14 protein-coding genes are annotated in these 20,911 nt (G+C 45.0%); 4 read left to right on the top strand and 10 right to left on the bottom strand.

What is annotated here, in order from left to right:
* Positions 1 to 141: 141 nt before the first annotated feature.
* The 4 genes from JQC93_RS11540 to JQC93_RS11555 all read right to left on the bottom strand — a co-directional run bounded on the left by JQC93_RS11540 (position 142) and on the right by JQC93_RS11555 (position 5,406).
* Entirely contained in the window at positions 142 to 1,167 is a 1,026-nt protein-coding gene (locus JQC93_RS11540) for a lipocalin-like domain-containing protein (RefSeq protein ID WP_236009518.1), read from the bottom strand.
* A gap of 134 nt (positions 1,168 to 1,301) precedes the next feature.
* The gene (locus tag JQC93_RS11545) at positions 1,302 to 3,794 is read right to left on the bottom strand and encodes an ABC transporter permease (protein ID WP_205158592.1); all 2,493 of its coding nucleotides are present in this window, start codon (positions 3,792 to 3,794) and stop codon (positions 1,302 to 1,304) included.
* Positions 3,784 to 4,491 carry an ABC transporter ATP-binding protein gene (locus tag JQC93_RS11550; RefSeq protein ID WP_205158593.1) on the bottom strand — a complete coding sequence of 236 codons (708 nt, stop codon included), beginning with the start codon at positions 4,489 to 4,491 and terminating at the stop codon, positions 3,784 to 3,786. Before JQC93_RS11550 ends, JQC93_RS11545 begins: the two co-directional genes overlap by 11 nt.
* Before the next feature lie 78 nt (positions 4,492 to 4,569).
* Positions 4,570 to 5,406 (bottom strand): DMT family transporter, encoded by an 837-nt coding sequence (locus JQC93_RS11555; RefSeq protein ID WP_205158594.1) that lies wholly within the window; start codon positions 5,404 to 5,406, stop codon positions 4,570 to 4,572.
* 377 nt (positions 5,407 to 5,783) lie between these two features.
* Between JQC93_RS11555 and JQC93_RS11560 the strand changes: the two genes are divergently transcribed.
* Positions 5,784 to 6,890, top strand: a complete 1,107-nt coding sequence (locus JQC93_RS11560; protein ID WP_205158595.1) for an OmpA family protein — start codon at positions 5,784 to 5,786, stop codon at positions 6,888 to 6,890.
* 36 nt (positions 6,891 to 6,926) lie between these two features.
* On the opposite strand, the gene JQC93_RS11565 is transcribed toward JQC93_RS11560, so the two are convergent.
* Entirely contained in the window at positions 6,927 to 9,287 is a 2,361-nt protein-coding gene (locus JQC93_RS11565; RefSeq protein ID WP_205158596.1) for a sensor domain-containing protein, read from the bottom strand.
* Between the two features lie 574 nt (positions 9,288 to 9,861).
* Between JQC93_RS11565 and JQC93_RS11570 the strand changes: the two genes are divergently transcribed.
* Positions 9,862 to 10,674 (top strand): hypothetical protein, encoded by an 813-nt coding sequence (locus tag JQC93_RS11570; RefSeq protein WP_205158597.1) that lies wholly within the window; start codon positions 9,862 to 9,864, stop codon positions 10,672 to 10,674.
* Positions 10,675 to 11,191: 517 nt separating this feature from the next.
* Complete coding sequence (locus tag JQC93_RS11575) at positions 11,192 to 12,883, top strand: alkaline phosphatase family protein (protein ID WP_205158598.1); 1,692 nt, start codon at positions 11,192 to 11,194, stop codon at positions 12,881 to 12,883.
* Between the two features lie 112 nt (positions 12,884 to 12,995).
* Here the strand turns inward: JQC93_RS11575 and pdxR are convergent, their stop codons facing one another.
* Complete coding sequence (pdxR, locus tag JQC93_RS11580; RefSeq protein ID WP_205158599.1) at positions 12,996 to 14,453, bottom strand: MocR-like pyridoxine biosynthesis transcription factor PdxR; 1,458 nt, start codon at positions 14,451 to 14,453, stop codon at positions 12,996 to 12,998.
* A 93-nt stretch (positions 14,454 to 14,546) separates the two neighbouring features.
* Between pdxR and JQC93_RS11585 the strand changes: the two genes are divergently transcribed.
* Positions 14,547 to 15,206, top strand: coding sequence for a pyridoxamine 5'-phosphate oxidase family protein (locus JQC93_RS11585; RefSeq protein ID WP_205158600.1), 660 nt, complete (start codon positions 14,547 to 14,549; stop codon positions 15,204 to 15,206).
* A gap of 121 nt (positions 15,207 to 15,327) precedes the next feature.
* Here the strand turns inward: JQC93_RS11585 and JQC93_RS11590 are convergent, their stop codons facing one another.
* From JQC93_RS11590 to norR, 4 genes are all read right to left on the bottom strand, one after another.
* A complete protein-coding gene (locus tag JQC93_RS11590; protein WP_205158601.1) occupies positions 15,328 to 16,512 on the bottom strand; it encodes an NnrS family protein in 1,185 nt (394 codons plus the stop codon).
* 60 nt (positions 16,513 to 16,572) lie between these two features.
* Positions 16,573 to 17,718 (bottom strand): NADH:flavorubredoxin reductase NorW, encoded by a 1,146-nt coding sequence (norW, locus tag JQC93_RS11595; RefSeq protein WP_205158602.1) that lies wholly within the window; start codon positions 17,716 to 17,718, stop codon positions 16,573 to 16,575.
* A gap of 3 nt (positions 17,719 to 17,721) precedes the next feature.
* Entirely contained in the window at positions 17,722 to 19,134 is a 1,413-nt protein-coding gene (gene norV, locus JQC93_RS11600; protein ID WP_205158603.1) for an anaerobic nitric oxide reductase flavorubredoxin, read from the bottom strand.
* Positions 19,135 to 19,323: 189 nt separating this feature from the next.
* Positions 19,324 to 20,868 (bottom strand): nitric oxide reductase transcriptional regulator NorR, encoded by a 1,545-nt coding sequence (gene norR, locus JQC93_RS11605; protein WP_205158604.1) that lies wholly within the window; start codon positions 20,866 to 20,868, stop codon positions 19,324 to 19,326.
* Positions 20,869 to 20,911: the final 43 nt, after the last annotated feature.

A 20,911-nucleotide genomic window follows, 5' to 3' on the forward strand; every position in this document is an offset into this window, starting at 1 on the left:
TACGAAAGGTGATTCTAACTATGGTAACACTTACCTTTGAATAACGTCGCAGCGATTCACATTCCGTAGCACAATTTTAGAGTGACTTAACAGAAACAGCAGCGACTTATAGGGCGAGCAACGCTCACAATGCTGTTACCGCTAATATCCTGTCATTTCTAGGTATCCCTTACCACTGTGGCTTCCGGTAAAGCGTACTGGACCTTCCCAATAAGGAATGGACAGCGTCATTGCCGCATTAGGGTTAAGCGCGGTAACCATAAGGTTGATATCGTACTTTGGAATACTCACCTGCCATTGCGTTGGTTGCTGATTGGTTTGGTCTGTAGGAGCAAGAACAATCTCTTCGCCGTTTATGGCAAACCCATTGCCTTGTGCATCCATTAACCGAGCACTCTTAAAAAGTTCCCCATCTTCAGTAGGACGCAGTTGAAACAGCACTAAGGTAAGGTCGTTAGAAAGGCGTAACGCAAACCAATCCCACCCTTGCTGCGAGTCCAACAATATTTGGCTACTCCACTCTCTGTCTAGCCACCCTTTGCCACTCACCTTGTCAGCAACACCATCGACGATCACCTCCCCCTCTACATCAATATAAGGTTGGCTATAGTAGTACGATGCCACTGCACCATCGGCACTTTTTACACTGTAGCCTCTATCACCTTGGAGCTGAAATGGCGCGACTGATTGTAAACTTAATGAAAAACTAAAATTTTCGTTCTTCGGCTGTACCCCATCACGTTTGTGGGTCACCGAGAGCGTTGCAGGGAAAAGCTTTTCGCTTGATGATTGCCAGCGCCAGTCGTCTAAATACACAGCAATTGGCTCGCGATCTACGCCCGCCAATTGTGAGTGTGAACGTGACCATTTTTCAGCAGCATAGTGGGCATCCCGAGTAGTCAAAGCACTGTGAGCCATATACACGTGGCGACTATTCCACCCAATATCTGACTGATTCTCAGTTCGCAACGGGTCTGCGGCGTCCGCAAATGTTGCAAAGCGAAATTGCGTCCACTGAACGCCATACTCTCTTCCTGACTCTCCAACCAGATTCGCGGTTAAATACCACCATTCATGGCGAAAGTCGTCATGAGATTGATGATCTGCTGGAAAACTAAATTCACGTTCGGGAGTAACTTTAGCGTAAGCCTGGACTGGGTTAGACATCATTGAACTAAACGAAGGTTCATCGGATGTCGAAGGAGTATCAGCGTCACACCCACTAAGAGTGAATAGCGACGCGCATGTCAAACACAGTAACAAAGCACTCTTCAAATAACAGCCGTGATAGTCATTGATCACTACAGCACCTCACTTTGTAGATTGGCAAGCAAGGGCCTCTTTGTCTGCTGCAACAGTGGAAAAAGCGTGGCACAAAAACTTGCCAATAATGTGATACCAATGGTCATCCCTACTTTTGGCCAATCCCACTCAAAAAATAGTGTCCAACCAAAGGCTTGAAGCGTGACATTTTCCGTCAGCAACATGCCTAGCACATAGCCTATTGGGATAGCCATTAAGCAAGTAAGTCCAACCAGCAAACCCATTTGTCCAATGAGCATCATGCGCATCGAGCGCCTCTTAACCCCCAAGCAATAAAGCTTAGCTACAGACGAAACCCGCGATTGCCCAATCAGGTAGCAAGCGGTAAATAACCCTATTGCCGCGACCATCAATGTCAGGACGTTGAGCGCTTGCGTTATGGCAAACGTTCGCGAGAAGATCGAAATGGCCAGCTGCTTCAAATTTAGTTGATCGATCATTTGATTATTGGAAAGACCTAAATCTTGGTTTAGCGCGAATTTTAACCTGGCTACATCGCCTTCCACACCCACACCTAGACTGCTCGGTACAGAGGTAAATCCGTACTGACGCCATAATGACGGAGCAATGAGAACCTCGCCTTTGGGATTACCATAATCGTAGAAAATACCACTAACGGTGAGCGGAACCTCATTAAGAAAAGGAAGCGCCAGTTGATCGCCTACGGTTAAATTTAGTTTTACCGCCGTTGCCTCGCTAATAAACACGCTTTGGTTATCGTAAAAAGACTCCCACGCATCCTTTTGCGAGGATCGAAACAACGTGGTTTCTGCCATCGTATATTGGTCCTTAGTACCAACATTTATGGGCAATCCGCGATAGTTAGTAAGTAGGTAGGTTTGTGTATAAACCTTAGACACCTGAGGGTGTGTCTCGAGGTACTCTAGCACGACAGTATGGTCTTGTTGCACTGAGCCAATATAGAGCTCCGCATGCAGACGCCCATCGAGCCAGTTACGAAGTGTCGATTCAAAGCTTCCAACCAAGGTGTTAATCGCAATGTTTGAGCTCACCGCAATTAGCATCGCCATCATCGCAAGTGATAGCGGAGCAACCAGCTCTTTGGCCTCAGAAATGGCATAGGAGTTAAGTCCAGAAAAGCCGCGAGTTGCTAACCACTGCAAACTAATATGTAACAGCAATGGCAACGTTAGAGGTGCACCAATGACCATCAAACCAATACTAAATAACGTGACACGGTAGTGATCACTGATACTGATCCCAATAAGCGAACTAACCAGCAGTATCGAGCTAATACTAAACAGCCATTTAAATTGTGCAGAGCTCTCGCGAAACTGATAATAACCCACCGACCGAGACAGCGGAGTATTGATCATTTTTACAAATTGAGCGCTGCACGCCACTAATGCCGAAATCAAACTAAGCAACATCGCTTGGATGAACCAAGCGACCTTCCATTCACCTGGCAATAGCGTGGCGCTATAGAGCTGCTCTAAGGTGATCGCCACCAACGGATGTAACCAATGGCTTAACTGTAAGCCTAAAACAAAACCAATTGCCGAGCCCAGTACAACCAGCAGTGTGAGTTCGACCACTAATGCACTTAACAGCGTTTTCTTAGCTATGCCGACATGTTGCAACTGCATAAGCAGTCTGTCGCGTTTAAGTAGGCTATAACGAACGCCGTTGTACGCAATAAACAGCCCGACTAAAAAAGCCAGCAAGCTCATAGCAGTAAGATTAAGGTGAAAGCTGTCGGTGAGCGCTTGAAGATCATTTCCGCTTTCATTGCGTTGTAGTGTTGCTTGTCCCTCAATCCACTTGTCAATTCCGCTGGGGAGCTGTGTCGTAAATAGCGCGATATAGCTGAGCTCTCCTTGCCTGTCTAATAATCGTTGGGCTAAGGATATGTCCATCAACAAACGATTACCCAATTCACTCGATTCTGGCAGCGTGACAACCTCAAATTCAATACCATTGACTCGCCACTTACCTCTGCTCGCCAACTCTGCCTGACTGACTAAAACTACCGCCTCACCTGCAAGCATTTTTCCCAACGGTATTTGTTCTGACCAGGTACGATTAAGGCCCGTTTGCACGTCGTCATTTGAATCTTGAGGTTGTAGACTGGTGAGAGCGGCTAATAGATCACTGCCTTGAATGGTCCAACGTTTGCCTTGGTCATCGGTGAGCACGCCTTCTATAACCGGTAGTGACAAACTCACACCTTGCTTTCGCAGCTTAAAGTACACCAATTCATCAAATGTTCTTTTTCCCGCCATAGGGAGCACTTGATAACTTGCTCGCGCACTTAACTGTTCGCTACTCTCGATGTAACTGCGCTTAGCATTGGCGTTAATGGCCTGAACACCGACAAACAAAGTCACAGCAAGAGTAATTCCCAACAATATAGCACCCGCCTGTAATGGCGATTGACGATAGTGCCTAACGAAAATGAACAGTGTCGTTATGAATGAGCGAACTTTGCAAGTAGGAGCCTCATTTGACATGCAGACTACCTTTGTCCAAGTGGTATTGCTGCTGCATAAAATCGGCACATTGTTGGCTATGAGTGACTAACAAAACCGCACTGTTAGACTGGTGTGCTAGGCCGCTAATGAGTGACATCACCTCTTGGCCGGATTGCTCATCTAAGTTACCTGTCGGCTCATCCGCCAAAAGCAGTGCCGGTTTATGAGACAGCGCTCGAGCGATTGCCACTCGTTGCTGCTGACCCCCAGACAAATTAGACACATGGCGATGCAGTAGCGTGTTTAACCCTAGCTTGTCGCACAGATGATCACACCAATCGTCCCACTTTCGGCCATTTAGTTGCAACGAAAAAGCAATGTTTTGTTTTACGTTTAACGGGGTTAGCAGGTTGAACTGCTGAAAGATGACGCCCAAGTGACGCAGCCGAAAATCACTCCAGCGATCGTCATCCCACCGCTGCACTGATTGATTCAGTAATGTTAGCTCACCCGAGTCAATCGGCTCAAAGCCCGCGATGAGATTAAGTAAGGTGCTTTTACCACTGCCGCTCGCGCCCTTAAGCGCGACGCTTTGACCTTGAGATAGGCTAAAATCGACAGACTCAAGCACTTGATGACGTTGATCACCATCTTCAAATGCTTTGCTGACGTTTGATAAATTGGCAACAAAGGACTCGCTGGGTGATTGGTGATCGTTTGGCTCATCGTGCAACATCTCATCTCCGCAAAGGCTTTCTGTATACGGTACTTTCTATAGCAACTATAGCGTATACGTTAACCAACTATGATGAGATTAGTTTTTGTTTTTCCAAAATAAATTAACTAATGCACCAGATACGATCAAACCGCCGCCTATGATTGTCCATATCGTTGGCAACTCTCCAAATATCACCACACCCAATAATGCAGAGAATACAATTTGGATATATGAATACGCAGAGGCTTTGCCCGCAGCTTCCGTTTGCATCGCTTTGGTCAGACCTAACTGTCCAACTTGAGTGAAGATTCCCACCAGCACTAGCATGAGAGTTATTAGGGCACTTGGCATCACAAAATCATCGCCAATGGCAAACAGTGATACTGGCAAGGCTACAAGTGGAAAGTAGAATATGATAACCGAAGGATCTTCGGTACGACTCAGTTTTCGAACAATTACATAAGCGACTGAGCTACCTAAAGCGCCCAATAGCGCAACCCCTACGCTAAACAGGGGTAAGTCAGCGGCTATGCTACTATCCCAGTTAGGATAGACCATGACCGCGACACCAATAATAGATAAGCAAATCGACATGACTGTAGATGCCTGGATCGACTCTTTTAGAAATAGATAAGCGATCACTGCGGTAAACAGTGGATGAACATATTGCAAAATTGTCGCTTCAGCCAAGGGCAGCGTTGTCACCGCATAGTAGACACAAAACAAAGCCAATGTGCCCACCAAACCTCTCGTAAGCAGTAGCGGACGGTTGTTCCCCCACACTGACAAGCCTTTCCGTTTCACATCCATGTAACTCAAGATGAAAGAAACAAGAGCACGAGCCGCTACAATCTCAAAAACAGGGATGCCATATTCGCTGACGTATTTTACCGTCGCAGACATAAGCGCAAACCCAAGTGCGGAGATCAACATATAATGAACGCCGCGCGGAACAAAAGCCGAGGCAACAGGTTTTGAGGGAGTCATGAATAAAAGCGTCTCGCAAAGTCGTACGTTTGTTAGCCAAAGCTGGCTAATTGAGAGAGGTTCATATTAGCACAGTGCGCTACGTCACACACATAAGTTGTCCTCGAACACTACTGCCCCCTTTTTTTAATTCCATCTAAGCCTATAAAAATAAAAAGATATTTATTATTGAGAACTTGAACCGTGCTTGTCACCCTAAATTAAAATGATTCTTATTTGTGCGATGTTAGTACATTAATTGCACTCTATTATGCTGAGCTCACATTTGCATATTAAAAACAGAAAACATAGAAGCATCGAACTTTTATGTGTGGAGAAGAGTAATGGTTAGGTATTCACGTAAACAACTGTCTCATTTAGGGTTAATGTTTTTGACAGGAGCTGCGACTTTGTTGTCATTCCAAGGTGTAGCCAAAACAACACCACAAGATCATCCTGCCTTTGACCCTATGCCTGGCGCTGTCATTAAACATTATGATTCCGTGGATTATGAAGTCGCCACGCTGATTTTAAGTAAACCTTACGAGAAAAATGATCGAGCCTACGCAGACGAGACACTCGACCTAGAAGGTAAGTTAACCCACATTCATTATGTTTTGCCTGAAAAGTACTCCAGTCTCCAAACGTTTCGAAATTATCAAAAACTTGCTGAACGACAAGGAATGGACGTTTTATATACTTGTGAACGAACGTGTTATAGAGGCAATCTCGGTGACTTTGATGAACTGATCCAAAATCATCGAGGTGTGTATTTAAACGGCAGTAAAGAGATTCAATATTTCGCGGCGCAAAAAGGTAACTTATATCTTTCACTATTTGTCAATGTGATGAATCAGCGTACCCACGTTTGGCAATTTGTTGTCGAGTCTGGCGAAGTAAACGATGACCTCTTATCCCCAATGGCGTACGAGCTACAAGCAAGCGGTAGCATTGACCTCTATGGCATTTACTTTGACTCAGGTAAATCAACCTTAAAAGCGGAATCAAGCACTGAGCTGGCAGAGCTTGCTGAAGTGTTGCAGCAATTCCCAGACTTAAACATTGAAATCATTGGTCACACCGATAGCAATGGCTCAAGCTCAGCCAATCAAAAATTATCGTTAAAGCGCGCGCAAGCCGTAAGAAAGCAGCTTAATGTCCAACACGCTGTCGCCTCAAATCGTTTAGAAGCTGAGGGACTTGGCGAATCAATGCCGGTTGCGGATAACTCGACTAAGGAAGGACGTGCTCAAAATCGACGCGTTGAGATAGTGGCGATCAACCCAGAAGTCTTGTCACCTAGTACCGCCATTGTCCATCAAGACTCAATTCCTAACAGTGCCGAGACGATACCTGAGGATAAAGAAGTCGAAGGTAACGAATTTGATGAATTAGTCGAGAATGTAGAGAAAGCGAGTAAGCTCGGGAACGCACTAAAAAGCTTCTTTTAGTCAGAGAGAAATGGGTAGCTTGAGCTACCCATTTCTCTATTTGACGGTTTGTGGAAGCTCTGCAAGCAAAGCTTCCGCATCACTAACCTGTAACGGCTTCGAAAAAACATAACCTTGAGCCAAAAAGCACCCTTTAGACAGTAAGTAGCTCACTTGATCGTGCTCTTCAACACCTTCCGCTAGCACTTTCATGCCCAGCGCCTGTCCCATAAGAATGATCGCATTTGCGATAGCATTGCTGTCAGTGTCATGTGGTGTATCCATAACAAACGAACGATCAATCTTGAGCTTATCGATGGGCAATTTTTTCAAATATGACATCGAAGAATACCCAGTACCAAAATCGTCTAAGGCAATTTGAATACCAAGTTGATGCAAACCATTGAGGTCATCGATGATTTTTTCGGTATTGGTCGACGTAAAACTCTCGGTAACTTCTAGCTCTAAGTACTGCCCTGGTAATTGGTGCTTGAGCAATACCTGGTCAACCTGAGAAACAAAATCTTCATGCAGCATTTGACGGCCAGCAACGTTAACCGCGACGCGACCAAACTCATAGCCTTGTTCGAGCCACATTTTCGCCTGTTTAACCGCTTCTTCAAGCACCCACAATCCAATAGGTACAATCAAACCAGAACTCTCAGCAATCGGTATAAACTCAGAAGGTGGAATCAAACCGTGTTTTGGGTGATTCCAACGCAGCAGTGCTTCAAATCCAGACACCTTGTTGGTTTGCATATCAAATTGAGGCTGATACACCAAATGGAATTGGGAATCTTCAATCGCCTCAACCAGTGCACTTTGAATTCGCAATTGCGATACCGACCCTTGAAGTATCTCGGGATCATAAAATGCAAAGTCATTTCGACCATTTTGCTTCGCAACAAACTTTGCCGAGTCCGCGTTTCTCATTAGCTCTGCCGGAGAAATTCCATCTTTTGGAAAGATCGCGATGCCGAAACTTGAGGTGAGTCGAATGGATTCGTGATTAAGCACCTGTACCGGTGACAGCAGCTTACTTTGAATCTCACTGATAACCTTTACGATACCTTCTCGCTCTGACAGTCCTGGGAGCAATACCATAAACTCATCACCACTGACTCTAGCAGTATAGCTACCAGCGGGTGTGGCCTTTTTAATACGACTTGCGACCTCTTGCAAGACCAAGTCACCACCAGCATGTCCTATTAGATCATTAACAAGCTTAAAGTTGTCCAAATCTAATTGAATCAGCGTGAACAGATTATTGTGCGCGTGATACTGTTCGATGCACAGTTCAATCAACTCAATGAGCTTGTTTCGATTGGGTAAAGACGTCACAGGGTCGACTTCTACAAGGTGTTTAAGCCTTTTTTCGTCTTCCTTACGCTGTGAAACATCTTCAAACACACACAAAAAATGAGGAGGCTGAGAGCTATCTTTATGGCTAATCAAGTTAATGGTGGTTTGTTGATAATAGATTGTGCCGTCCTTACGACGGTTAATAAACTCTCCTTGCCACGTCCCTTTACCATTCAATGTGGTCCACATTCTTCGATAGAATGCGTCGTCGTGGTGTCCTGACGCTAAGATGCGTGGATTAAGACCGATGACATTATCAACGGTATACCCAGTAATCTCGCTAAATGCAGCATTCACGTCAATGATACGATTTTTGCTGTCGGTGATCATTAGCGCTTCTTTGGTTTTATCCAATAAAGAGCGTGCCATATCCAGTTTATCGAGAGCAAACTTACGCTCAGAGACATTACGCGTCATGCCTACGACACCAAGTAATTGTCCATGACTGTCTTTAATCGGCGCTTTTATTGTTTCCAACCAATTGGGATCATTGCCATTTTCTGATCGGTAACACTCATCAACCACCATCTGTTCGTCGCGATCTACAACCATTTTGTCCATACGCAAAAACGTTTCGACAACACTCTCATCGAACACTTCATGGTCTTGCTTACCAATGATTTCTTCTACTGGGAGCCCCCATGCGTCTTCAACAGCATTGTTGCAGTAGGTGTACTCACCCTGATTATTTTTGATCCAGACGTGATCATTAAGGCTGTTAATAAAGTCGATGAGATCAACTTCTGGCTCATTTTCTTGACTGGTACAAAAACTGATCTCGATGGTGGAAATGAGTTTATCTAAGCCAATTCGCTGAGAGTTATTGAGCGGTTCTTCCGAGGAAACGGCTAAATCAATCTTTGCTCCACATGGCGCAATCGTTTGCAGAACACTAACAAAAGAAAGGTGTTCGGTGGGAGCATTAGTTAATGGTGCAGGAAAATCCTTTGCAAATTGTTGCAATAGGCTTTGTATGTATTGGCCGTTGGAACTGTCCAACTGCACGGGAGCATTATTTTTATAGGAAACGAAGACTGCGATTGTTGTTTGAGTCAAAGTCTCACTATGTATTATATATTTTAGCCATTGTCTGAGCGTTGATCGAGAAACCGAAAAACTGTTCATCATTTATACTTCTAATTATTTATAGTGAGTAACACAGCACCCTTCGACTGGGCTCAGCGTCCTTGAATTCCATGCTGAAAACTGCAGTTAACTAAGTGGAACTTCCTCACCACGAATAAAGCTATTACTCTATAGTTTCGCGGGGATATTACTCTCAATAGCAGATTTTTCAATCAATAAAGTATCGAAACTGAACAAAATCTTGAAAGTTTTGCGACGGCTGCCACAAGCGCTAACCACACTTTTACCATCACACATGCTGTTAAGTTAACACTTTATCTCTGTGATCTGCAATTCTGACATAACAGTTTGTTTCAGAAATGTATCGCCGTCACTATGAACAAACGGATATTAGCACTCAAATTTTTGACCAACTTGGTGCAATTGCACTCTTAACTGTAAGGCAAAGTCACCAGCAAGCCAATCAAACTCCTATAAAAACAATAACTTAATTATGGCACAGCTTATGCTACCCATTAAGTAGTAGTAAAAACGAGGAGTTATTATGAGTTTTATCGTTACAGGAAACTTAAGCCAATTATTTAACGGAATTAGCCCACATCAATTGTTTGACGGACATTCAACCCTGAAACGCTCTCAACAGCGCATTGATGACTTACTCGGATGCATCGATTTGACCCGCAAGTTACGTGCATTGTGTGTGAGACCCCAACAAAATGCGAGTCAACAATCTAAATTGATTCAACAAGCTGGCAAAGAGCTTATTCATCATACCCAACGCATGTGTCGTGACAGGCAGTTAACATCACTGAGCGAGCGCAGAATGTTAAAACAAGAAGTTGAAGCGCTTGTCTTTAGCATCTCAGACAACACCCTTGCCTCTAATCTTATTCAGCACGGTCGCATTATCCGTAGCATGATCTATCTACTTGATAAGCAGATCGTTCAGTTTATGAGCCAATCTGGCAAACTATTTCTTGTCGGCGATTATAACGAAAAATGGATGCGAGTGATGTCTGCCATCGAAGCATTAACGCAATATCGAATCGCGCTTAGCGATAGTAATGGCATCAGTCTGCTGCGTGTCACTGGACGAGGACTGGTATTGCAAAATAAGCTTCGAGAGGTCAATGACATTCACAAGCTCACTAAGTTTGACCAAACCAATGTTCTCGGGAAACTGGATGAGGTTAATCATTATCACGGTCTTGAGGGTAACGAGGATGAGATTGCGGTGCAACTCTACAAACTTTCCAGCCAGATCTCAGCCATTACCTTAGAGGTCTATCGCGAAATCATTGTTGAAACATGCGAGTTGATCTGGACAAGCGACAGCCGTGAATGGATTGACGCATAGGCCATATTGAAGATATACACCTTTGGTGAGGCTTAGCTTTTTTACACAACGTTTTTGCAGAACTATCGCGGCGAACTAGCAAGCCTTACCCATTCACCGAGAAAAAACCATTCATACAGTGTAGCGCGTGTGGACATCGCCGCCAGCATACGCGTGTTTACCTGCCCCAATCACTGATACTCACCGCCTCTCTCAGTTAGAAAACTCTAATAATCGGTATCAATATCAGATACATCCAATGATGCAAATACGCTCAACTAGACTAGGCTTGAGTAACATAGTGGCTATTAGGTGTATGAACCAAAAACATCCCCATCATGATACTCATACCCTCTATGTGAATAAACTAGCCCGAGAACGTGCAAAATAGCGACGAAAGGGTTGCCACACCTTACTTTTTTGACGACGAGCTTTTGATTCGTGGAAACAAGTAATGTGTCTGTACATTGCTTCTAAACAATTTTCACACGACTAAAGAAATTGATTAGACATAAACAACCATTGGCGAGGAATTTTCATGCAAAAGCGTTGGATCGCGACGACCTTACTCTGTGTTTGCCCATTATTTGTACAAGCTGCAAACGACAATAAACCTAAACTCATTTTACAAATAACAGTAGACGGTTTACGCGGTGACCTACTGACAAGATATCAACACAACTTTGGGGAAGGCGGGTTTAACTACCTACTCGATCAAGGCGTACATTACACTAATGCTCACTACCAGCATGGCAATACAGAAACGATAGTCGGACATGTATCATTGGCTACCGGCGCACCACCCGCGGTTCATGGAATGGTGGGCAATGTTTGGTATGATCGTCAACTTGAACGCATCGTATACAACGTCGAGGACGAAACATTTCCACTACTCACCTCCGATGCTGGGGTCGATCAAAACACCGAAATTGACCCTACACAAAAAGCAGCCAAGGTAGAAGGTCGATCTCCTGAGCCTATCTTATCCACTACCTTTAGTGATGAATTACATCTTTCTAATAACGGTAATTCAAGAGTGTTTTCTGTTTCGGTAAAAGACCGAGGCGCGATATCATTGGCAGGTCACACAGGCAAGGCGTTTTGGTTTTCTAAAGCAAAATCCGAGTTCATTACCAGTGAATACTATTATGAGAAAACCCCGCATTGGGTCGACAGGTGGAATGAAAAAAACATTCCTCAGCAATATTCGAAACAGCGTTGGGAGCTTTCACTGCCTCAAGATCAATATACCCAACAAGAAGTGATGCAAGAGCACAAGTTTGATTTAGGTGGATTTGCCCGAACCTTCCCCCACCCTTACGGGCCTGCAAGCTATAAGTACTACTCAACGATGTTAACCGTAAGTCCAGCCGGTGATGAAATCACCGCTGACTTTGCTCAAACATTAATGCTGCAAGAAAAGCTGGGACAGTTAGAGTACACCGATTACTTGGCAGTAAGCTTTTCGTCTAACGATTATGTTATTCACCTTTACGGCCCAGAGAGTTTGGAAGCCGAAGACAACCTCATTCGTTTAGATCGCACTTTGGCATCGCTGTTTAAGTCTATCGACGCTCAAGTCGGATTAGACAACACCTTAATTGTACTATCTGCTGATCATGGGGTCCCAGAGTCAGCACCAGTCGCTCAAACCTTAGGCTTGCGAGATGCCAATTATGTCGACACCAACGTATTGATAGGAGACACCGTCAAGCAGCGACTTGATAGAGAATTTAAACTCGATGAAACAGCCATCAGGCTATTTTCGCATCCTTATATTTATCTTAATCACGATGTAATCACCAAAAGTGGTGCAGATTTAGGCGATGTCCAACGTGCAGTCGCCGATCAGGTATCCAAACTCAACTCAGTGTTCTACGCTGCAGCAAGTCAAGATATTGAACGCAATCAAATCCCCAACAATCGATTGGGAACAATGATCCAAAATAATCATCATCCTCTACGCTCAGGCGATGTCTATGTCGTGATGAACCCACGAAATTACGTCGCTAATATGGGCAGCTTAACCACGGCATCGACGCACGGTTCACCGTGGCGATACGATACACATGTCCCGGTAATATTTGCTGGCATGGCAATTGAAGGATCTAAAGTTGCAAGAGAAATCACTCCATACGATGTTGCCCCAACACTGTCTCACTATATTGGTATCACCCAACCTAGCGGTACCATCGGGAAAGTATTGGAAGAGGTAACAATGCAAAAATAGAACGCTGACTAACGTTTAAATGGGTCGTCGCTGCACGGCCCTTTTTATTTGATGGGTGGTATTGCTGCTCGATAAGCGATTCTTAGAATTTTGCAAAACTAGGGCAATCAGATTACTTGTGCGCGTCTTTCGAGTAAAAACATTCCGCTAAAACAGACACGGCTTCATCAATACTGTCTAACGCGATATTGCCAAACCCTAGAACCGCTCCTTGCCAGTCGCGAGCAGGAGCTTGGGCTGTTTCGTAGTACGTCATTGGTCTAATCACGATGTTTTTGTTTAACGCTCGTTCGGCCCATGTCTGTTCACTAAGTTGTCCATACCACCGCAGTGTCACGTGCAAACCCGCTGCTTGACTGATCACTTCAATGTCATCACCAAAATAGGTATGCAAACTTAGGGCTAACCGCTGATACTTTTCGTTGTAGACACGCCGCATCTTTCGTATGTGCCTAAGCAACTCTCCTTCCGCAATAAAGTCGGCCAAGGCTGCTTGGGTATGACTGGGCGTATTTCCAGTGAGCGCTTCTTTTATCATTAGACAGCGATCATACAGTGTTTTTGGCACCACCATATAGCCTAAGCGCAACCCATTAAACATGATCTTACTGAATGAACCAACGTACAGCACACGTGATGGCTCTCCAAGTGTGTCAGCCAAACCTTGTAACGATGGGTAGGGCTGATGTGTAAACTGAAACTCGCTGTCGTAATCGTCTTCGATGATCCAACTTTGATGTTGCTTTGCCCATGCAATCAGCTCTAACCGCTGCTCTGTATTTAACGTTGTTCCAAGGGGGTACTGATTGCTTGGCGTAATGTAAAGGGTTTTTACAGCGCTCGCTGTTACCCTATCAAAATCCAAGCCAGTAGCAGGTCGCACCGGAAATGCCTGAGACTGATACCCAAGCAAAGAGATGATTTTTCTTAGTTGAGTATATCCGGGTTGCTCAATACCGACTTGGTCATCTTGATTGTTCATCGTCGCCATCAGCGAGATGGTTAGCGCTTGTTGAGCCCCTTGAGTGATAATGATATCGCTAGCACTGCAATGAACAGATCGACTGGCTCGCAGATAATCTGCAATAGCGCGTCGCAACGCCAGCGACCCTTCAATCGGCTGTGCACCCATCAGATTGTTGCTAGCACTGTGGCGAGAAACAAAGCGCTGCCACTTGGTGTGAGGGAACTGAGCCAAGTCTGGCACGCCTGGTGAAAATGGACGGTTAAGATCAGGCAAAGGCTTATCGATTATCTTGGTTTGTACATTTGGACGCTTAGCTTGTGTGCCGGACACCTGAAGATAGTGATCCGGCAATTTAGGCACCACATAAAACCCCGATCCTTGCCGGCTTTCGATGTAGCCTTCGGCAACCAGTTGTTCGTAGGCATATATGACCGTATTTCGACTTAGTTTCATTGCTTCGGCCATTTTACGTGTCGAAGGGAGCTTTCCCCCGCGAACCCAAAGTCCTTTTACGATCTTTATGCGAATTGCCCGTTGCAAACCCTCTTGCTTCGACACACTCGCTTCTGTAATACAAAGATCGCCAATATCAATCAGCGCCAAACTGGATCCTACTATTTGTTGAAACTGGTGCTAAATACCATACCAGATAAACAGTACATTGCTATAACGCTCAACAAATACAGGAATGAAAACATGCTAGGACAGTCATTGCGCACCACACTAAAAAAAGCCGCTCACAAAGCGTCAACAGAAACAATATCGTTGCACGCCATCATCGATGAGTCATTGATAGCCCACATTGCCATCATTGAGGAGAGTGGCCCAATAGTGATACCCATGCTGGCTTGGCGCGTCGATGACTATGTGTATATTCATGGTGCTAATAACAGTCGGTTAATGCGACACTTACATCGCGGCGGGCAAACTTGCCTTACATTTACGCTGTTTGATGGGTGGGTTCTTGCACGTTCAGCATTTCACCACAGTGCGCACTATCGAAGCGCAGTGGTTTTTGGAGCCTTTGAGTCCATTGATGAATCATCGGCCAAAAAGCGCCTTTTGGATCACTTCATCGAGCAAATAGCCCCTGGTCGTTCCGAACAGGCTCGAGCAAGCAATGCCAAAGAGTTAGCTGCCACTATGTTACTGCGTATGCCATTAAATGAAGCGTCAGTAAAAATCAGCGATAAGCCCGTCAATGATGATTTAGCGGATATGACTCATCCGGTCTGGGCAGGGTATTTACCTTACTCGACCAAAGTGGGACCGCTGATTGCCGCAGAAGAACTAGAAGACGATATTACCGAGCCCGATTACAGCGGAGCATATGTTGATCGTTGGAACAAAAACTAGCTAAAGCTACATTAGGGTGGAGGCGATGACGCCTCCACCCTAACCAGGACTACGTTAAACATGACCAAGCTTGAGCGAACCTAACTAAATAAAACCAAGTCAGGTGACTTCAATATAGAGTTTAACCTGGATGGCCATCTGCCCTTTTAGTTAGCAGCATAAACGAAAACTTCACAATGTAGAGCGCAAAAGCGAACATCCAAAGTGCGCCACTTAAAGTGATCATGTCCATCATGTGCGCCGGAAACAAACCGACGCCCAGCCCACGTACCAAAGCCGACGAAATCAACAGCGCAAAGGCAATGGACATATTTGGCCCTTCGTAAATTGCGCGCCCCGTATGCCCCATGGTGACTCGGGTGATCATGGCTAAAATAACGCCACCAATCCCACCGACAACAAACAGGTGCAGTAGATTATGGCTGATAAATGGATCTTGTATAACGCTTCTTAAAATTAGACCTAAAGGTATAAATAAATAGGTAAGATGCAGTGACCATAACAGAGGCTCTTTTAACGCTTTCATCGGTTTCCAGCGCCACATGCGGATCAACTGAGCGATACCCGATACAAACATTAACGACGCTGTTAAAAGAGCAGAGACGTCTTCGATAAAGCTACACAGAAACAGCATCAGTAAAGGAAGATTCGCTAAAAGCTCCAAGGCTTTAATTGGCGCGGGCTTATCAAACTTACAACGCAAGGCGGTAAAAAATGGGATCACACGCCCGCCCATGACCGACAGCAGCAAAGTGAACCACCACAACATCGACTGCCACACTTGTGATGAGCTAAAGTAAGTCTGCTCGAGTAAAGCCCAATATGCCGCACCGTTCGCCACAATCGCTAACGCAAACAAAGGAACAAAAAACGCATTGCGCCAGCCCTTGCTTGCAATAACGCGACTGCCTGTTTCAACACCAACCATTATAAGAAGCAAGGTCTCAAGGCCAAAGCTTACCCACGGACTCATAGGCAACCAAAAAGTGACACGCGCGATTAACCATAAAGCCACAATAGCGCCTAATCGCTTCCCCTTAGTTCCAGGTACCCCTGTCCAGTTTTGCACCGCAGTTAACACAAACCCAATGACAATCGCCATGGCAAAACCAAACAGCATTTCATGGGCGTGCCACCACAATGGAGACACTTGGAGGTACGGTAATGGTCCTTTTTGAAACATCCAAAGCCATAGGGCTAACGCCAAAACGGCGTAAACGCTACCTAACAAGAAAAAGGGCCTAAAGCCCAATCGTAAAATAGGTGGAAGTGCCTCTTCTACTTGTTTATCTGTAATATTGAGCACAGTTGCTCCTCGTCGTTTTATCCAGATGAATCAAAGGGAGTCACCTCCCTTCAACCAAACTTATTGGCTCGCTAACTCTCTCAATAGTGGAAAAGCCTGATCAACTTTTTTGCCTGTGACGACAAAACCCATAAGTCGACTATCTTGGTCATAAGCCTTGCTCACTACCCCATCCCGACTTGATTCAAATCTCCACATATCAACTCTTTCGCCCACGGTTGTTCCCGCCAACTGAATCGGATAGCTTGGCGTTTTTACCTTTATCATCATGGGTGGAAGTGTCACAGTGGCCTGTTGGCCGGCGAGATTTTTAGCTAACACCGTGGCAGACAGCACTATAGGTTGTAAAAATGCTCGAACCTGCCCGTCGAGCTCAACACAATCGCCAATAGCATAGACACTGCTCACGCTGGTTTGCATGCCCTTGTTGACAACAATACCTTTATCGGTTTTAGCCCCAATTTGCGTTGCAAGCTCGATGTTTGGTACTAAGCCTGTGCATAAAAGAGCAGCGTCACAGCTCAACTCTCTGCCGCTCGACAGTGCGAGTGTCTGCATGTCCACTTGATCGTCAACACTCTCGACACTCTCATGGGTCAAAATATCGATGTCTTGTTGCTCTAAATTACGTCGCAATTTCGACTCAACATAGTCTGGTACCAATGCAGCAAGCAAGCGTGGGCGAGGTTCGATGATTGTTACCTTTTTACCCACTTTAGCAAGATCAAGCGCTAGCTCCACCCCAATGAGACCACCACCAATCACACTCACAGTTTTGCTACGGTCAATTGCCCCTTTCGCTTGAGCGAATTCTTCTAGGTTATTCAGACTGTAAAGCTTACTTAACCCCTTGGTTACAAAGGCTGGTTTAAAGGTATTCGCCCCTGTAGCCAACACTAATTTGTCGTACCCAAATGGATGCCCATTGGCGTAAACCAGTTTTGCCTCAACGTCTATGCGATCAACTCGATGATCGCTCATCACCGATACCTGATACTTGTTCGAAAATTCTGCTGCAGAACTCACAATCAGATCATCAAGAGACTGTTTTGCTGAAAATGCATGACTCAAATCAGGCTTATTGTAGTCATCCCCGCTATCTGCAGTTAATACCGTAATGGACGCGCCACTACCTATCCGTCGCAAAGACTTAATAACTTGATAGGCGGCAAATCCGCTGCCGATAATGACAATGTCGCTGCGCATACCTTAGCCCTCAAATTCGACAAAGACATCTTTGCCTAAATGACATTCTGGACACAAAAAGGTTTCTGGCACATCTTTCCAAAGAGTATTGGGGGCTACTTGTTGGTTGGGTTCACCCAATGTAGGATTGTATACCCAGTTACACACCGTACAAATCATGCAGGTGCAGTCATTTGGGTGCTGTTGTTCCACGACTGTTTGCGTGTGTTCAACGTTGGTCTCTGTTTGCCAATTTTGGGCAAACTTTTGACCAAACTCAACACAACTTTTTAGCGCATTATTGTCTGGCTTCCAATGTACATGCATTGGCTCCAGCGTATTAAATCCGGCCTCTTTTAGTCGTCCGTCAATGCGCGTTACTGCACCACCCGTCCAACCCGATGATCCAAATGCAGCGGCTGTTTTATCAGCAAATCGTAAGCCATGCATTTCTTCTATTAAGCCCGCAATTTTTGGCATCATGACATTATTCATTGTTGAGCTGCCCACTAAGATCCCTTTAGAGCGAAAGATGTTAGCCAGAATGACATTTTTATCATGTCGCGAAACGTTGAATATTTTTATCGAAGTGTTTGGGCTTGCTTGACGTATCCCTTGTGCTAGCGCATCGGCTATCATACGGGTATTGCCACTCATACTGTCGTAAACAACCGTTATATGATCTTCTTGATAAGCTTGTGACCACTCATAATACTTCTCAACAATTTGAGTTGCATGGGTGCGCCAAATACATCCATGGGAAGTCGCGATCATATCGATGGGTACGCCCAGCGATAACACTTCTTCGATTTTTGCTTTAACTAGCGGAGCAAAGGGCGTCAAGATATTAGAGAAATACCGTTGGCACTCTTCAAACAACTCTTGTTGATTCATTTCGTCGTTGAATAGGTGCTCATCACAATAATGCTGACCAAAAGCATCATTAGAAAATAGAATATTGTCTTCGGTCAGATAGGTTGCCATCGAATCTGGCCAGTGCAGCATCTTCATCTCCACAAACACCAATGCCTTACCGTTGCCAATGTCCAACGTATCACCAGTTTTAATGGTTCTGAAATTCCAATCGGGGTTGTGATGATGTCCAATAATGCTGTTTACCCCGGCCTCTGTACAATAGATTGGGGTGTTTGGAATTTTGGCCATAAGAGCAGAAAGTGCTCCAGCGTGGTCATGTTCTGCGTGTTGCGTGATGATGTAATCGATTTGGTTAAGATCGATTTCTTGTTCTAGCTGAGCAATGAACTGTTCACTAAACTGATGGTCAACCGTGTCAATTAGCACCGTTTTTTCTTCACGGATCAGATAGCTGTTATAACTGGTACCTCGACCCATTTTATATTCTGTGCCGTGGAAATACTCGGTTTCCCAATCTTTGATTCCAACCCAGTCAACATTTGATTTCACGTGAATGCTCATTTGATACCCTTAATAAAACAATAGAAAGTCTATTGCCTAAGAGCATAATTCGAGCCAATAAAAATGGATTATATAAGATATTGATAATTATAGGTAAAACCTATAACCCGAGCCTATCAATGTCATAAAGACACACCCCGCATGACGTCAATATGACATAATTTTGTCATATTGACTATTACAGGAGTATCACTTTAGAGACAATCTTTTCATTAACCGATGTAAATTTCCAGGATCCACTTTAAGTTGTTTAGCAGTCAAAGATAAATTGCCATTATTATCTTTCACCGCATTTAGAATGATCTGTGACTGAAACTCATCAACCGCCTGTTTAAGGCCGATCTCGCAACTCAAAGAGGGCGAAGTCGCATCAACGGAATTTACCTTATGGTCAGTGACTGTTTGGGGCTCATCGGCCAGTGAAAAGTGATTAGGCGTTAGCAGCAAGTGGCGCTGTTTGTAGGTCGATTTTGCCAATACCGACGCACGATTTATCGCATGTTCAAGCTCTCGAACGTTGCCTTCCCAACGAGCCTTCTTGATTAAAGAAACTGTTGCCTCATCCAGTCGAATCGACACGACACCTAATTTATGCGCGCAGCGCTCTGCAAAGAAGCCCGCCAATAATATTGCATCGCTTTCGCGATCACGCAGCGGTGGTACAAACACCGGAAACACACTCAGCCGATGGTAAAGATCGGCGCGAAATCGGCCTTGTTTTACTTCTTCATGCATCACTCTGTTGGTTGCAGCGATAATTCTCACGTTAACCTTAATATTGCGATCGTCACCGACGCGCTGAATATCGCCATATTGCAAGGCTCTAAGAAGTTTTGCTTGTAATGGAAGGGACAGCTCTCCGACTTCATCAAGAAATAGCGTTCCGTTATCCGCCAATTCAAATTTGCCCTTGCGGTTACTAATAGCGCCGGTAAACGCGCCTTTGATATGACCAAACAACTCGCTCTCTGCCACCGACTCTGGGAGCGCAGCACAATTGAGATAAACCAAAGGCACCTTTGAACGGCTTGATAAGGTATGTAAATTATTTGCTACCAGCTCTTTGCCTACACCAGTCTCGCCAGTTATTAATACCGAAAGGTCAGTGTCGGCTACAGCATCAATCTGTTGCTTAAGCTCTTGCATCGCCTTTGACTGACCAATCATATCGACATGATGGGTCAACTTTGCTGGGTGAGAGGGTGAGGACGAATCGATGCCAACCAGACGTTCCAGTTTTTGCATCAGCAGTGCCGTGTGCAGGCTGGTTGCGGCTAGCGCACTAATAATTCTTAGGTCTGCATTCTTAAAGGTATCAAAATGGGTAGGATCGAGCGCATCAATGGTCACAGCACCAATAAGTTGATCATCGAATAGCAATGGCAATCCAATACACGAATGTATTTCCAACGCACCGGCCATGTTTGGGACAAGACCATCGTAAGGATCAGGAAGTTCACTGTTTGAAGGAAACCTCACTACATCTCCCGCTCGCGCGATAGCTTCGAACCTCGGGTGCTTAGAAAGATCGAACCTACGACCCAGTACATCTTGGCTCAGTCCATTTATGGCGAGTGGTATAAACTGCTGCTCAGAAAACAGCAGCAACGCCGATGCATCACAGTTTAATGTTTTGCGCACGGTCGCCAGCAGCCGTTCAAAACGATCTTGCTCGGATATACCTGACGTTATATCCAACGCTACCTGAGTCCACTCATTACCTAATTGATGCATAACCACCTGTGCCTACTTGCAGTAAATGTCAAAATGACACAAT

Origin of the sequence: Vibrio ulleungensis (assembly GCF_016900875.1) — a bacterium.
Lineage (GTDB): Bacteria > Pseudomonadota > Gammaproteobacteria > Enterobacterales > Vibrionaceae > Vibrio > Vibrio ulleungensis.